The organism is Flavobacterium muglaense (assembly GCF_014305155.1).
Classification (GTDB): Bacteria; Bacteroidota; Bacteroidia; order Flavobacteriales; family Flavobacteriaceae; genus Flavobacterium; species Flavobacterium muglaense.
Window position 1 is genome coordinate 1 of record NZ_JACRUK010000005.1, and the last position, 14,605, is coordinate 14,605.

Here is a 14,605-nt window from a genome sequence, read left to right on the forward strand (position 1 = left end):
CAATTATGAAAGTGATTATTTGGTGAAATTAAATCCAGTTATATGAAAATTGAGAATACTTTTTCAGCAAGCCCTAATTAATCTGGTTTTAGTTGATTTTTAATACGGAATCAATTACCCAAGCTGGGCCTATTAGTAGGAATTGTAAATCCTTGATAAAGGAAGGTTTTTTACCCTCTATTTGGTGTCCATAGAATTGACCAATCCAGCCGGCTGCAAATAGCGCTATAGAAAAGTATAATAATGGCACTGCTTGTCCGATGTAATAATTACCAACAAGGCAAATAGCTGTAAATAACAGCATTTTTAAACCCATAGCTATTGAAAGTCTAAAATAGAATAGCAAAACAAATAGTAAAACTACAAAAGCCCAGTTTACAAATATAGAAGGCAAGAATGCTAGTGGTTGCAGTAGTCCGTTTGGGATGCTCATAAACAGTCCAACAACTGAGAAAAAGATCAAAGGCACGCAGATGTAGTGTATTTTTTTATTAGTCACATTTTTGTGACTTACACCGTACTCGTCAAACCATTCGTTTAATGTTTTCATGTTTTATTTTTGTTATCGGTCGCTAATTTACTGAAAAAATACACAATCACTAATTTTATGGTTTTTTTATTATCGATTTCTGTGGTGGGGTTGTTTTTATTTGGCTGAGGGATTGAAGTGGAAATCCTTTTATGAGGTTTTTTTACCTCATAAAAGATTGCAACGGAAAGCGCGACCCGCTTTTTTTGCGGGGCAGCCCCTGAAAATAAATCTAGTCCTTGTAGGTGTCAAAAAGATATTGGAGGGTTTCGGGAATATTGTTGGCTTGAATTTTCGGGTATTTACAGTCTAGATTGATCCAGTTTTCGATGATGGTGTTAAAGTCTTGGCCCACTTCATAAACCACGGGAACGCCAAGCTTTTTCAAGGCAGCCGCGTTGCATTCTTGTTCATAATGGTTGCGAATGGGGATGGAAAGCACTTTTTTGCCAAGGTATAAAGCTTCGGCGGGCGTCTCAAATCCGCCACCGGTGATGATACCGTCACAGCTAATAAGACTTTTGTTGAATTTTTTGTGGTCCACAGGAAAATAGGTAATGTTGCCCACGGTATGGGTATGGGTGATGGTGTTTAAAAACCAATGAAACTGTAAGTCGGGCAAGCTATTGAAGGCTTTTTCTAGGCAATCTTTGTCAAATGAAGGCAGGTAAACCGTGATGTGATTGAGGTTGTTGGGTTGTGCATTAACAATGTCGTCCTTAATGATGGGTGGCCGAATAAAGGTGTCGTATGACTCAAAATGTAGACCAATGTTTTTGCGGGACGGTGCGTAATGCTTTAAGATGAGTTCACCCATGACGCTTTTTTTGTCAGGCCTTGGTGTTTGCGGCGAAATAAAACTGGCTTGGTGTCCCAGTTGAACCGAGTTGATATTTTGCATTTTGCAAGCCAGGGAGGTAATGCTGTCAAAATCATTGATGACGATGTCGTAGTGTTTTAATGGGAGTGATTCGGCATCTTTATAGATTTGTCTTGGTTTGATGTTTTTTACAATATCCCAGTAGTTGAGACCGCCACATTTGCTGTAATGCAAGCTACAGCCATTGCTCTTGAACTTTACAGGTAGCTGCGTTTCCAGACTGGCGTTATTGCCGCTTAAGAAGAAATCTACGGTGCCATGTTTTAATAAATACGGGTACAGTTGCATAGCTCTTGAGATGTGGCCGTTTCCTGTGGCTTGTATGGCGTAGAATATTTTCATAGTCCTTGTGTTTTAGTAAGCGAATGTGTTTGCGGTTTGCTATAGTAAATGTAATTCTAGCTTGTTATGTAAAGGTTCTTTTAAGTTTTCTAATTCATTAAGGTTTTTAGAAATAGGATGTTTTTTATGTTCGTTAAAAGACTTTTTATTCCTTTAAAATTTCCTTATTTTTGAAAAATGAAATACATTTTATACTTCATTTTGTTTTTTCCACTTTTGGTGTTGTCTCAATCTAATTTTGATAAAGGACAAGGTTTATTTGAAGCTGGGAAAATGGATCAGGCCGAAAGTGTTTTTGAAACTGTTTTAAGAACGGAGCCATCCAATTTAAAAGCCATTGAATATTTAGGCGATATCGCAGGACAAAATAAGTCGTGGGACAAAGCAATTATGTACTATGAAAAGCTAAAGGTTTTAAAGCCATCTGAAGCAAATTACTATTACAAATACGGTGGCGCTCTAGGAATGAAGGCGCTGGAAGTTAATAAGTTTAAGGCGCTGGGGATGATTGATGATATTAAAGAGTCGTTTGAAAAAGCGATTCAGCTTAACTCACGTCATATCGATGCGAGATGGGCTTTGATAGAATTGTACATCAAATTACCTGGAATTGTGGGTGGTAGTGAGTCTAAAGCAATTCAATATTCGAATGAGTTGTTGCGACTATCAACAGTAGATGGGTACATGTCTCGAGGGCATATTGATGAATATTTTAAAAGATATACAAGAGCCGAACAGCAATACAAAAAGGCAATTGCAGTGAGTAATTCGGTAAAAAGCTACCAATTACTCGCCAATTTATACAAATACAAAATGAAAGACAGCGCGAAAGCAGAGGCTGTTTTACAAACCATAAAAAAAATAAATTCAACTTCTAAGTAAAATATATGAGAACGCACTTTATCGCTATCGGTGGTAGCGCCATGCACAATTTGGCTTTAGCTTTACATAATAAAGGGTATCAAGTGTCTGGTAGTGATGATGCCATTTTTGAGCCATCAAAATCACGTTTAGATAAAAAAGGAATTTTACCTGCTGAACTGGGTTGGTTTCCTGAAAAAATAACACAAGATGTACAAGCGGTGATTCTAGGTATGCATGCCAAAGCGGATAATCCAGAATTATTGAAAGCACAAGAATTAGGGTTGAAAATCTATTCGTATCCTGAGTTTTTATACGAACAATCTAAAAATAAAACCCGTGTGGTAATAGGGGGTTCACATGGTAAAACGACGATCACATCGATGATTTTACATGTTATGCATTACCATGATATTGCGGTAGATTATATGGTGGGAGCACAGCTGGAAGGGTTTGATACCATGGTTCATTTGACCGAAGAGAATGATTTTATTGTCTTGGAAGGGGATGAATATTTGTCATCGCCTATTGATAGACGACCGAAATTTCATTTATACCAACCCAATATTGCACTAATATCTGGGATTGCTTGGGATCATATTAATGTTTTTCCAACTTATGATTATTATGTAGAGCAGTTTGAGATTTTCATTGGCAAAATTACAAATGGCGGGATCTTAGTGTACAACGAAGAAGATGGCGAAGTAAAAAGAGTAGCCGAAGCAGCAACAAACCCTATTAGAAAATTAGCTTATACCACACCAAATTATAAGGTGGAAGATGGTGTAACCTTATTAGAAACTCCCGAAGGGGATATGCCCATCGAAGTTTTTGGTGGACATAATTTAAATAATTTGGCTGGAGCCAAATGGATATGTCAAAATATGGGCGTTGACGAAGCTGATTTTTACGAAGCCGTTGCCAGTTTTAAAGGCGCTTCAAAAAGATTAGAAAAAATCGCCGAAAGTAAAACAGCGGTAGCCTATAAAGATTTTGCACATTCACCAAGTAAAGTAGCTGCAACTACTAAGGCGGTGAAGGAACAATATCCTAATCGTACTTTGGTAGCTTGTTTAGAATTGCACACCTATAGTAGCTTAAATGCCGAGTTTTTGAAGGAATACGAAGGGGCTCTAGAACATGCAGATGTTGCTGTGGTGTTTTATTCGCCAGATGCAGTGAAGATTAAGCAACTGGAGGAAGTGACTTATGATCAAATTGCAACAGCTTTTAATAGAAAAGATTTAATTATATACACCAATCCTGTCGAATTTAAAGAATATTTGTTTGGTCTTAATTTTGACAATTCGGCTTTGTTATTGATGAGTTCAGGGAATTACGGCGGTTTGAATTTTGACGAAGTTAAGAAGATAATAGAGTAATCTTGAATAATGGAACAACAAATTAAGATTACTAGAACTACGAGCGAGGATAAAGATTTTATTGCGTTAGTAAGAGAATTAGACAAAAGTTTGTGGGAGACCTATCCTGAGCTACAGTCGAATTATTGGGGCAATAATATTATCGAATTAAACCCAAATGCAATTGTGGTTTATATTGATAATGTGGCGGTTGCTTGTTCTTGTTTTAAGAAATACGATTCAAATACAATCGAAATAAAACGTATGTTTGTTTCTCCTGACGCACGCGGGAAAAGATTGGCGCAAAGAATGTTACAGGAGTTAGAAGCTTGGGCAGCTACGATGGGTTTTTCTTTTTCGGTTTTGGAAACCTTGTATAAGCAAGAAGCGGCGATCGGGATGTATCAAAAAGCGGGTTATAGTATCATAGAGAATTATCCGCCTTATGAAGGGTTGAAAAATAGTATTTGCATGAAAAAAAGTATTTAAACTCCGTTTCATATTGGGTTTAAAGAGAGCATGATTTTTGTATTTGTATCAATTTAAATCTTTAAATGTGGAACAAAATAATTTTCCGATTACCCATTGGTCCGAAGACGACAAGCCTCGTGAGAAGTTGATGTTAAAAGGCAAAAGCGCTTTGAGCGATGCCGAGTTGATTGCGATTTTAATTGGATCAGGCAGTAGAAACGAGTCGGCGGTGGAGCTGAGTAAGCGTATTTTGGGTAGTGTAAATAACAACTTGAATGCTTTAGGAAAATTGTCTATTGCGCAATTGATTGCATTTAAAGGAATTGGCGAAGCCAAAGCAATTTCGATTATTGCAGCTTTAGAATTAGGACGACGCCGTAGAGCCGAGGATGCTGTTCAATTGGTAAAAATTACTTCGAGCAAAGCTATTTTTGAGTTAATGCAACCCATAATTGGAGAATTACCGCATGAAGAATTTTGGATTGTGTATTTGAATAATTCAAATAAAGTGATTTCAAAATCCCAGCTGAGCAAAGGCGGAATTACCGGAACTTTGGTAGATGTACGATTGGTTTTTAAAAATGCTTTAGAGCTAGGCGCCACAAGTTTAATATTGTGTCACAATCATCCATCGGGAACGTTGATTCCTAGTGATGCTGATAAACAGATTACTAGAAAACTAAAATTAGCAGGAGATAGTCTCGAAATAAAAGTCTTAGACCATTTAATCGTCACGGAGACCAGTTATTTTAGTTTTGTAGACGAAGGAATATTTTAATAAAAAGAAATAAAATGAAGATTGATAATATAAAAGATGTGTTTTTTGATTTAGATCATACCTTATGGGATTTTGATAAAAACTCAGAAATTACTTTTGAAAACATATTTAGAAGGAACCACCCAACAGTTGAAATAAAATCATTTATTGATCAGTATATACCAATTAATCAAGCGTGTTGGAAACTGTATCAGTATGACAAAATAACCCATCAAGAATTACGTTATAATAGATTGAAACAGTCATTTGATGCTTTGAATTATATTATTTCGGATAAAGAAATTGATCTCATAGCAGACGAATATATTGCGTACTTGCCAGATAATAATCATCTTTTTGATGGGACATTCGAAGTTTTGGATTATCTGAATGGTAAGTACAATTTGCACATTATTACCAATGGTTTTGCGGATGTGCAAACTAGAAAAATTAGTAATGCTCAGCTTTCGAGTTATTTTAATACGGTTACTAATTCAGAAATGGCGGGAGTGAAGAAACCAAATCCAATTATTTTTGAGTACGCTTTAGATTTGGCTAAAGCCAAAAAAGAACATAGTATTATGATTGGGGATTCGTTAGATGCCGATGTGCAAGGTGCTTTGGATTGTGGGTTAGACGCTATCTTTTTTAGTGAAATTGCAAACCCTGTAGGAAATGATATTAAACAAATTAATCATTTATTAGAATTAAAAAAATATTTATAAATTATGAAGAAAGTATTAGTATTACTTGTTATGTTATTGTCTTTTAACGGATTTTCACAATCGATCAATAACTATAAATACGTTGTTGTGCCTTTGAAGTTCGATTTTATCAGTAGTGATAATCAATATCGTTTGGCTACTTTATCGAAGTTTAATTTGAATAAAGCTGGTTTTGCAGCTTTTTATGATAATGAGTCTTTACCTAGTGAAAATATTCAAAGATGTGATATATTATCGTTTGATGTTGTTAAAGAAAAATCGTTTTTAACAACAAAACTACATGTTATTTTTAAAGATTGTTATGGCAAGGTGATTTATCAATCAGAGACTGGCGTGAGTAAACAAAAGGATTATCAACTAGCTTACACCGAGGCTTTGAATGATGCTTTTGAGTCAATTTATGCTTTAAATTATAAATATACAGGTCTTGCTAATGCAGTTGCAAAAGTAGCTCCGAAAGCCACAGTTGCAAAAGTAGAGACGGTAGTTGTACAAGAAAAGAAGGAAGTCGAAGAAAAATTAGTTCCTGTCGCTAAAAAAGAAATAATGCAAGATGGTAGTTTTTTATATGCGCAACCGGTTTTAAATGGGTTTCAGTTAGTGGATACTACTCCAAAAGTGGTGATGAAAGTTTTTAAAACATCAATAGCTAGTTGTTATATTGCTGATAAAGAAGGTGTAAGTGGGGTTTTGATCTCTAAAGAGGGGCAATGGTATTTTGAATATTATAAAAACGACAAATTATTTTCAGAGAAAATAGCAGTTAAGTTCTAGTTTTAAGTCGTTAGTTACTAATAAAAAAAGCAGATTATTCAATTAGAATAATCTGCTTTTTTTATTAGTAACCATATTTATTTTTCCATCGGTTTTTTAAGAATTCTCGTGTCGTGTTTTCTCTTGAATTGTTGCCAGGAATGTAAATTGGATTGTTGCTTAGCTCCTGTGGTAAAAATTCCTGATCCGCAAAGTTGTTAGTATAATCATGCGAATATTTATATTCTTCTCCGTAACCTAACTCTTTCATTAATTTGGTTGGTGCGTTTCGCAAATGAATGGGCACAGACAAATCTCCAGTTTGCTTCACCAGTTGTTGCGCCGTTCCTATGGCAAGGTAAGAGGCGTTACTTTTGGGTGATGTAGCAAGATAAATAGCACATTGACTTAGTATAATCCGGCTTTCAGGATAGCCAATAGTTGCTACCGCTTGAAATGTATTATTGGCCATAATAAACGCAGTAGGATTTGCATTTCCAATGTCTTCACTGGAAAGAATCAACATGCGTCGGGCAATAAATTTGACGTCTTCACCGCCTTCAATCATTCGAGCCAACCAATAAACAGCTCCATTAGGATCGCTTCCGCGGATCGATTTTATAAAGGCCGACACAATATCATAATGTTGTTCACCACTTTTGTCATACAAAACCGTATTTTGTTGCACGAGCTCAAATACTCTTTCGTTTGTAATCACAATTTTGTCTGCAGCGGCTGCATTGATAACGAGTTCAAAAATATTCAATAGCTTGCGCCCGTCACCACCAGATAATCGAAGTAAGGCTTCGGTTTCTTTCAGTGTAATGTCTTTCGTTGCTAAAAACGAATCAGTCTTTAGTGCGCGTTGTAGTAAGGATTCAAGATCTGCTTTGGTAAAGGCATTTAAAATATAAACCTGACAACGTGATAGGAGGGCAGGAATTACCTCAAAACTGGGGTTCTCTGTAGTCGCCCCTATTAAGGTTATCCATCCTTTTTCAACTGCTGCTAACAATGAATCTTGTTGCGATTTGCTAAAACGATGAATCTCATCAATAAACAGTATTGGGTTTTTGGCAGTAAAAAGGCCACCGCTTTGTTTTGCCTTTTCGATCACATCACGAATATCTTTGACACCTGAGTTGATCGCCGATAAAATATAAAAAGGACGCTTGGATTCTTGTGCAATGATTTGCGCCAAAGTAGTTTTTCCTGTTCCCGGCGGCCCCCATAGTAGGAGTGACGGGATGATTCCTTTGGCTATTTGATGTGTCAAAGAGCCGTTAGGCCCTACTAAATGGGACTGACTAATGTAGTCTTCTAGTTTTTGTGGACGAATTCGTTCTGCTAATGGTGCTTCCATGTTGTAAAATTACTATTTTTTATTTGAAGCTATTCCAGCTATCCACTATATCTTTTATTTCGTTTGCTCGTTCCTCGCCACGATATAAAAGGATGCCGTTCCTATCTGGGCTAAAAACGATTTGAGATTTTAATTAACAAGCTATTATATGACAAAATAGCATTATTTTTTATTTGGAAGAATTTTTGAGTATCAACTACCTATAAAAATTAGAACATGGAAAAGGATTTTAGATATTCAAACTGGGTTATTGCATTGCCACTATTTTCGGTACTGTTATTATGGTTTGTGTATTGGCTCGAAATCCGGTATGATTATGATTTTGTTGAAAACGGAATTTTACCTAGAACATTTTCGGGCTTACAGGGAGTTATTTTTAGTCCATTCATCCACTCCGATATGGAGCATTTATACAGTAACTCCATTCCTTTATTGATTTTATTGGCTGCCTTACAGTTTTTTTATGCTAAGCAGTCTTTGCTTGTTGTTACATTGGGAATTATTTTTTCTGGTCTTGTAACATGGTTTATAGGTAGAGATAGTTATCATATAGGCGCGAGTGGACTTATTTATGTCTTAGTAAGTTTTATCTTTCTCAAAGGAATTTTAACAAAGTACTATAGACTAGTAGCGCTGTCACTTGCTGTGATTATGTTTTACGGCGGAATGATCTGGTATGTTTTTCCAAAAGTTGATGAGACTATTTCGTGGGAAGGTCATCTTGCCGGAATGGTTACAGGATTTATGTTGGCTATTTTTCTAAAAATACCGGACTATGAAAAGGTCATAAAGTACGAATGGGAACATCCTAACTATGATCCTTCGCAAGACAAGTTCATGCAACGTTTTGATGAAAATGGTGTTTTTGTGAATCTGCCTCCTGTAGAAATAGAGGAGGAGATGCAATCGTATTATTCTTCAAACTATGTTGTTAATTACGATTTTATCGAAAGCAAAAAAAATGAACCAAAACCGGAGTCTTGATTCATTTATTATTTTGATTTTATTCTTAGCTTAAAAATAAATTTTTGTATTAGCTTCTTTGACGTACCGCTTCATATAAAAAAGCACCACAAGCTACAGACACGTTTAGTGAACCTATAGTTCCAAACATTGGTAGCTTAGCTTTTTCGTCAACAATTTTTAGTACAGAAGGGTTTACACCACGATCTTCAGATCCCATAATAATCGCAACTGGCTCGTTAAGCGAAATATCATAGATGTTTTGATCTGTTTTCTCAGTAGCAGCAACAGTTTTTATTCCGCTTGCTTGCAAAAGAAAGATAGCGTCTTTTATATGTTCTACTTTACAAATAGGAATGTTAAAAACAGCACCTGCAGATGTTTTTACCGTGTCACCATTAACTGGCGCCGATCCTGCTTTTTGAACGATGATTCCATTGACTCCAGTACATTCAGCAGTTCTGATAATCGCACCAAAGTTACGGGCATCAGATATTTGATCAAGAATTAAAAATAATGGAGTTTTACCATTTTCTACCACAGTATTAATTAGTGTCTCTAAATCAAAAAATGAGATAGGAGATATAGTTGCAACAGCACCTTGATGATTATTTGGTGTTAGTCTGTTTAGCTTTTCAACTGGAACATAAGAAAAATTTATGTTACCGCGTTTCATGACTTTCATCAAGTCTTTCATTAGTTCGCTGCTTGCTTCCTTTTGAATGTAAACTTTATCAACTGTTGCGCCTGCTTGAATCGCTTCAATTATCGCTCGTATTCCAAATATTTGATGTTCTTTTTCCATGGTGCAAATATATAAAAAAAAACCACCACTAATGAAAGTGATGGTTTTTTACAACTTGTTAATTCAAATTAATTGTGAACTGGTGTTTTAGTTACAATTGATGGAATTGGACTTGGTGTATTTGGATTTGCGTTAATCTCAACTTGTGGATACAAGAATCTCTGAGGAGTTCCAGCTTTTCCAGTTTTTAGTTGAATTTCAGCAATATTTTTACTTCTACCAAAGTCTGTATAACTTTCAAATGATCCCATGAAATAAATGTATCTTTCTTGATAGATTTCTCTCAATAATGCATTTTGTGAAGTTAATGATCCCGTGGTGTTTTCTACTCCTCCTAGTACAAAATCAGTAGCAAGATAAGGTAGGTAGCTAAATGTTGCAGAGTCGTATCCTGAGTTGTCTATTCCTATAGAATATCCAGTATTCAATAAAGCTCTGTAGTTGTTGTAAGACGTTAATCCTGCTGCAAATGAAGTTCTAGTATCAGCTTCTGCAATGATTAATAACATTTCTCCGTATGTTACCAAAGGCATTGGTGAATCACTACCAAATTTACCGTTAGTTCCACCGTAGTCACCACCATAGATGTTTAGACCGTAAGGAGACCAATATTCGTCGTTGTAGCTAAATGCTAATCTAGCGCTTTCATCAGTTTTAGCATTTCCTCTGTATAATGCATTTGTTGGGTCTAACAATCTAGCTGCATAACCATCTCCAGACATATAATCATCTCTGTCAATAACTAAGAATGAGTAGAAAGGATTGAAACTTTGTCCATAAGAATTAGCAAATTGTGCTTTGAAATCATCAGCAGCACTGCTCATTCCTAATACTGCATTTGTTTTTGCTAATGGATAGTTTCCTACGTGAAGGTAGTATCTTGCTTTAAGTGAATAAGCAAGTTTGATCCATTTTGCTCTGTCTCCACCGTAATACAAATCTTTAGCAGCTGGAATCGTTCCAGTTGAGTTTAAATTTGTAATTGCGTTAGTAAGTAAAATTTGAAGGCTGGCATAGATTGCAGCTTGTGAATCATACTTTGGATTTGGGTTATTACCAGTAATGTCCAATTCAGAGTATGGAGCATCACCCCATAATGAAGTTACAGTTCCCATACAATGCGCCTCGATTACTTGAAGAGCACCTTTTAACTTTGGATTTACTTCTGCATCTGCTTTAGCTTGAGCTATTTTAGATTGCGTAATACAGTTTACATAAGCTGTATTCCAACTATCGTCAAATTCTGAAGCAGTTGTGTTGTTCCAATCGTTTAATGCAACATATTGTCTGTTTTCACCATTTGCTTGATTCAACCAAATCATTACATCTCTAGTTGTTGAACTAGTTTGAAAGAACTGATCAGCCAAAAGAACTCCTTGAAATAAGTTCGAAGCATCTGAGTCCGTTAATAAATCTGGATCAACGTTCATGTCTTCTACATAACTAGTACAACTAAATATAGTTGATACTGCTAAGCATAGACTTGCTATTTTTATAAAAGTATTTTTCATGTTTTTAGAATTTTAAATTAACGCTAAATAAAATTGATTTAGTGTTTGGGCTATTGAAATATTGTAAACCTCTTCCGTTTGAACCACCTGTAAGGTTAGTTTCTGGATCTTGTCCAAGGTCTTTGGCTTCAGTCCATAACCATAAATTTCTTCCTGTTCCTGTGAAAGTAATACTTTCAACTCCTAATTTAGAATCTTTTAATTTTAATAGGTATGACAAGCTTAGTTCTCTCCATTTAATCCACGATGCAGATTTTACGAATTGCTCTCCAACTGGTCCAAATCCTCCACCAATTGATTGGTACCAAGATTGATCAAGTAAAACATTACCTGCTCCAAAGTCTCTTAAGTTACCTCTTATGGTTCCTACAGGAATTGTTGCTCCTGCGTAGTTTACTGTAGGGCTTGTCAACGTAACTTCGTTAGCTGTTTCCCATGTTCTACCAAAGTTGTTTAATGCTCCGTTTGTTCCATCCCATAAGTCTCCACCGATAGAGGCGTCAAACAATGTGCTAAGTTTGAAGTTTTTGTATGAGATAGATGTTCCAATGGCAGCTCTAAAATCAGGGTTAGGGTTTCCTATTACTCCTTCAGCATCTGCAACAGTTGGGAATCCATTTGCATCTAGTATCATTGCTCCATTTGCATCTCTATCAAATTTACCACCCCAAAGTACTCCTAAAGGCTGTCCTAGAACGGCACGAGAAGATGATCCTGTAAATCCATTTAAAAATAATGATTCAGTTCCTGTTAATTTAGTAACTTCATTCACGTTTTTACTCCAGTTACCAAAAATGGTCCATTTGATTGGTGAGTCGTAAGATAGCATGTTTGCATCAAATTCTAACTCAACTCCACGGTTTTGAATTGTAGCAAAGTTTCCATAACGACCACTGTACGTAGAACTACCGTTTAAGGGTACGTCAACTAGTAAGTCTTTTGTTTCGTTTGTATAGTAAGTAAGGTTTAAGTTGATTCTTTTGAAGAATTCTAAATCTGTTCCTACTTCAAATTCAGTTTTAATTTCTGGTTTTAAATCTGAGTTTCCACGTGTTGCTGATCTTTGGAATGAACCGTTATAAACTCCTGAATCGTATGCTGGCCCCCATCCTTCAGCTCCTGTAGCAGAATTGAAGTAAGTAGTTCCTGCGTATGGTCTAGGAATAGAAGCAATTTGTCCAAATGTTAATCTTAATTTTCCATTTGTTAAAATTTGACTGTCTAAATCCTTAGTGAATTTATAAGCAAATTCTGCAGTTGGATAGAAATATACTTTTAAGTTCGGAGCATAAGATGAAGCTGTTTCAAAACGACCTCCTAATGTTAAAAATAAGTAATCTTTGTAATCAAACGCTGCTGAGAAATAAGCTCCGCTTAGTTTTGAGTAAGTTCTGTCTAAGAAAGTTGTTTTGTCATTGATAAGTGCATTGTCATAAGAGAATTTATCTGTATCAATTAAGAAATTTTTATAGGTTCCTCCTCTTTGATCGTAGTTTGTTTGAGCAAAGTTGATTCCTGCAAGGTAATTTAAACCTAAGTCTTCGTTGATGGCAACATCACCTAAAGCCATAAAGTCAACGTTGAATTGTTGGTAATCAGTTACGCTTTCACTTGCACTACCGCCTCCACCGTTTTCTGCTGAGTTCATCGGGAACATTGAAATCCTTTTGTCACTGTAGCCGTCTAAACCAAGTCTAGCAATTAACGACATGAATTTGTTTACTTCGTGTTTAAGTTCAAAACCAGCAACATAGCGCTCCACTGTGTTAGGGTTCTTTTGTACGTCAGTTGTCCACAATGGATTGTTGTAACTAGGGTTTCTGTCAGTAGCGTTTGTCCCTACGTCTTGTCTGTAAGCTCTTTGGCTGTTTAGTGAAGGAACTCCGTTTCTGTAATTTGTTCCTAGGAAATCTCTGTTGTCAAAGTCAGCTGGAGTTCTGTATAGTCCTAAAAATAATCCAGCTAAGTTAGATCCTGTTTGAACTCTGTTTGAGTTAACTGAAGAGTATCCAAATTTACTTTTAAATGTTGTTTTGTCACCTATTTTTGATTCAGATGAGAAATCAACACTTGTTCTTTCGTAAGTTGAGTTTCTTACAACTCCTTCTTGGTTCGTGTTACCAATTCCAAGGTAGAAGTTGGTGTTTTCTCCACCACCACTAATTCCAATGTGGTTATCAATGTTGTGTCCGTTACCTATTACCGAATCCATGTTAGAGTCGTTGAAATTGGCAGTACTGTTTTTTGTTGATACAGGGTAGATTGTGTTACCGTTATTAGATATGAAATACTGACCTGATGTGTTGAATACGTCATTTCCTCCAGCTCTTGTAGATATTTTATCACCAAACGAGTTAGCGTTATTTCTTACGGGTGCACCATTAGCTCTAAATTGGCCTATATTAAGTCCGTCGATTCCTTGTCCGTAAATATTTTGTAGATCCATTTTTACATTCACCTTGTCAAATGACACGCTAGAGTTAATGTCTACAGATATTTTTCCTTTTTTTCCTTTTTTAGTTGTAATTAACACAACTCCATTGGCAGCTCTGTATCCCCATAATGCAGCAGCAGATGCTCCTTTTAGTACTTGAACAGAAGCGATATCATTTGGATTGATGTCATTCATTCTACTTTGTTGACCAACTCCATCAGTTCCACTTCCTAATTCGTCACTTGACATTGGTATACCGTCAATAACAAATAATGGTTGTGTAGATCCAGTGATTGAGTTTTGACCTCTAATTTGGATATATGCTCCAGATCCTGGGTCTCCAGAGTTTGATACGATGCTAACACTTGATGCTTTTGCAGATAAACCTTTTAATAAAGATGTTTCTCCTGAATTTGCAATAACGTCTCCTTTTACTTTTGAGTAAGATGAAGCACTTTGGTTTTTCTTAACCTCGATACCTAATACGTTAATTGTAACACCTTCAAGTTCTAGTGCATCTCCTTGAAGTTTTACGTTGATTGAAGATGAAGAAGCCTTAAATTCTTGTGTTTTCATACCAATGTAGCTGAAAATTATAATTTGGCTTGCAGCAGCTTTGATAGAATATTTTCCGTCAAAATCAGTTTGTGTTCCAGTCTTAGTTCCTTTAACTAATACGCTTACACCTGGTAAAGGCATTCCTGTATTGTCAGAAACAACTCCCGTAACAGCTCTCTCTTGCGCAAATGTTAATTGCGCCATAAGTACTATTAATAGCACTAAGATTCCATTGAACTTTAGTTTCATTTTAAATTGTTTTGAATTAGTTTGACAAAACTCTTAATAATTT

At 36.0% G+C, this 14,605-nt stretch carries 13 protein-coding genes; 7 read left to right on the forward strand and 6 right to left on the reverse strand.

Features of this window, described 5'->3' with window-relative positions; translation table 11 throughout:
- Positions 1-88: 88 nt before the first annotated feature.
- Positions 89-550 carry an Mpo1 family 2-hydroxy fatty acid dioxygenase gene (locus H8R24_RS03485; RefSeq protein WP_187017190.1) on the reverse strand — a complete coding sequence of 154 codons (462 nt, stop codon included), beginning with the start codon at positions 548-550 and terminating at the stop codon, positions 89-91.
- A gap of 211 nt (positions 551-761) precedes the next feature.
- Positions 762-1,751 carry a glycosyltransferase family protein gene (locus tag H8R24_RS03490; protein ID WP_187017191.1) on the reverse strand — a complete coding sequence of 330 codons (990 nt, stop codon included), beginning with the start codon at positions 1,749-1,751 and terminating at the stop codon, positions 762-764.
- A 177-nt stretch (positions 1,752-1,928) separates the two neighbouring features.
- Between H8R24_RS03490 and H8R24_RS03495 the strand changes: the two genes are divergently transcribed.
- The 6 genes from H8R24_RS03495 to H8R24_RS03520 all read left to right on the forward strand — a co-directional run bounded on the left by H8R24_RS03495 (position 1,929) and on the right by H8R24_RS03520 (position 6,700).
- Complete coding sequence (locus tag H8R24_RS03495; protein ID WP_187017192.1) at positions 1,929-2,633, forward strand: tetratricopeptide repeat protein; 705 nt, start codon at positions 1,929-1,931, stop codon at positions 2,631-2,633.
- A gap of 5 nt (positions 2,634-2,638) precedes the next feature.
- Positions 2,639-3,994 carry a UDP-N-acetylmuramate--L-alanine ligase gene (locus H8R24_RS03500; protein ID WP_187017193.1) on the forward strand — a complete coding sequence of 452 codons (1,356 nt, stop codon included), beginning with the start codon at positions 2,639-2,641 and terminating at the stop codon, positions 3,992-3,994.
- Positions 3,995-4,003: 9 nt separating this feature from the next.
- Positions 4,004-4,462, forward strand: coding sequence for a GNAT family N-acetyltransferase (locus tag H8R24_RS03505; protein WP_187017194.1), 459 nt, complete (start codon positions 4,004-4,006; stop codon positions 4,460-4,462).
- A gap of 67 nt (positions 4,463-4,529) precedes the next feature.
- The gene (gene radC / locus H8R24_RS03510) at positions 4,530-5,222 is read left to right on the forward strand and encodes a RadC family protein (RefSeq protein ID WP_187017195.1); all 693 of its coding nucleotides are present in this window, start codon (positions 4,530-4,532) and stop codon (positions 5,220-5,222) included.
- Positions 5,223-5,236: 14 nt separating this feature from the next.
- Positions 5,237-5,926, forward strand: coding sequence for a YjjG family noncanonical pyrimidine nucleotidase (locus tag H8R24_RS03515; protein ID WP_187017196.1), 690 nt, complete (start codon positions 5,237-5,239; stop codon positions 5,924-5,926).
- 3 nt (positions 5,927-5,929) lie between these two features.
- Positions 5,930-6,700 carry a hypothetical protein gene (locus H8R24_RS03520; protein WP_187017197.1) on the forward strand — a complete coding sequence of 257 codons (771 nt, stop codon included), beginning with the start codon at positions 5,930-5,932 and terminating at the stop codon, positions 6,698-6,700.
- 64 nt (positions 6,701-6,764) lie between these two features.
- Here the strand turns inward: H8R24_RS03520 and H8R24_RS03525 are convergent, their stop codons facing one another.
- Positions 6,765-8,042, reverse strand: a complete 1,278-nt coding sequence (locus H8R24_RS03525) for a replication-associated recombination protein A (protein WP_187017198.1) — start codon at positions 8,040-8,042, stop codon at positions 6,765-6,767.
- A 216-nt stretch (positions 8,043-8,258) separates the two neighbouring features.
- Between H8R24_RS03525 and H8R24_RS03530 the strand changes: the two genes are divergently transcribed.
- A complete protein-coding gene (locus H8R24_RS03530; RefSeq protein ID WP_187017199.1) occupies positions 8,259-9,026 on the forward strand; it encodes a rhomboid family intramembrane serine protease in 768 nt (255 codons plus the stop codon).
- 49 nt (positions 9,027-9,075) lie between these two features.
- Here the strand turns inward: H8R24_RS03530 and rlmB are convergent, their stop codons facing one another.
- The 3 genes from rlmB to H8R24_RS03545 form a co-directional block, all read right to left on the reverse strand.
- Entirely contained in the window at positions 9,076-9,810 is a 735-nt protein-coding gene (gene rlmB, locus H8R24_RS03535; protein WP_187017200.1) for a 23S rRNA (guanosine(2251)-2'-O)-methyltransferase RlmB, read from the reverse strand.
- Between the two features lie 68 nt (positions 9,811-9,878).
- Positions 9,879-11,321 carry a SusD/RagB family nutrient-binding outer membrane lipoprotein gene (locus H8R24_RS03540; protein ID WP_187017201.1) on the reverse strand — a complete coding sequence of 481 codons (1,443 nt, stop codon included), beginning with the start codon at positions 11,319-11,321 and terminating at the stop codon, positions 9,879-9,881.
- A gap of 4 nt (positions 11,322-11,325) precedes the next feature.
- Entirely contained in the window at positions 11,326-14,562 is a 3,237-nt protein-coding gene (locus H8R24_RS03545; protein ID WP_187017202.1) for a SusC/RagA family TonB-linked outer membrane protein, read from the reverse strand.
- Between the last annotated feature and the right edge of the window lie 43 nt (positions 14,563-14,605).

Coding starts and splice junctions, on each gene's coding strand:
- H8R24_RS03525 (WP_187017198.1), bottom strand. CDS start 8,042: ATGGAAGCACCATTAGCAGAACGAATTCGTCCACAAAAACTAGAAGAC.
- H8R24_RS03505 (WP_187017194.1), top strand. CDS start 4,004: ATGGAACAACAAATTAAGATTACTAGAACTACGAGCGAGGATAAAGAT.
- H8R24_RS03530 (WP_187017199.1), top strand. CDS start 8,259: ATGGAAAAGGATTTTAGATATTCAAACTGGGTTATTGCATTGCCACTA.
- H8R24_RS03515 (WP_187017196.1), top strand. CDS start 5,237: ATGAAGATTGATAATATAAAAGATGTGTTTTTTGATTTAGATCATACC.
- H8R24_RS03495 (WP_187017192.1), top strand. CDS start 1,929: ATGAAATACATTTTATACTTCATTTTGTTTTTTCCACTTTTGGTGTTG.
- H8R24_RS03490 (WP_187017191.1), bottom strand. CDS start 1,751: ATGAAAATATTCTACGCCATACAAGCCACAGGAAACGGCCACATCTCA.
- H8R24_RS03545 (WP_187017202.1), bottom strand. CDS start 14,562: ATGAAACTAAAGTTCAATGGAATCTTAGTGCTATTAATAGTACTTATG.
- H8R24_RS03540 (WP_187017201.1), bottom strand. CDS start 11,321: ATGAAAAATACTTTTATAAAAATAGCAAGTCTATGCTTAGCAGTATCA.
- rlmB (WP_187017200.1), bottom strand. CDS start 9,810: ATGGAAAAAGAACATCAAATATTTGGAATACGAGCGATAATTGAAGCG.
- H8R24_RS03520 (WP_187017197.1), top strand. CDS start 5,930: ATGAAGAAAGTATTAGTATTACTTGTTATGTTATTGTCTTTTAACGGA.
- H8R24_RS03485 (WP_187017190.1), bottom strand. CDS start 550: ATGAAAACATTAAACGAATGGTTTGACGAGTACGGTGTAAGTCACAAA.
- H8R24_RS03500 (WP_187017193.1), top strand. CDS start 2,639: ATGAGAACGCACTTTATCGCTATCGGTGGTAGCGCCATGCACAATTTG.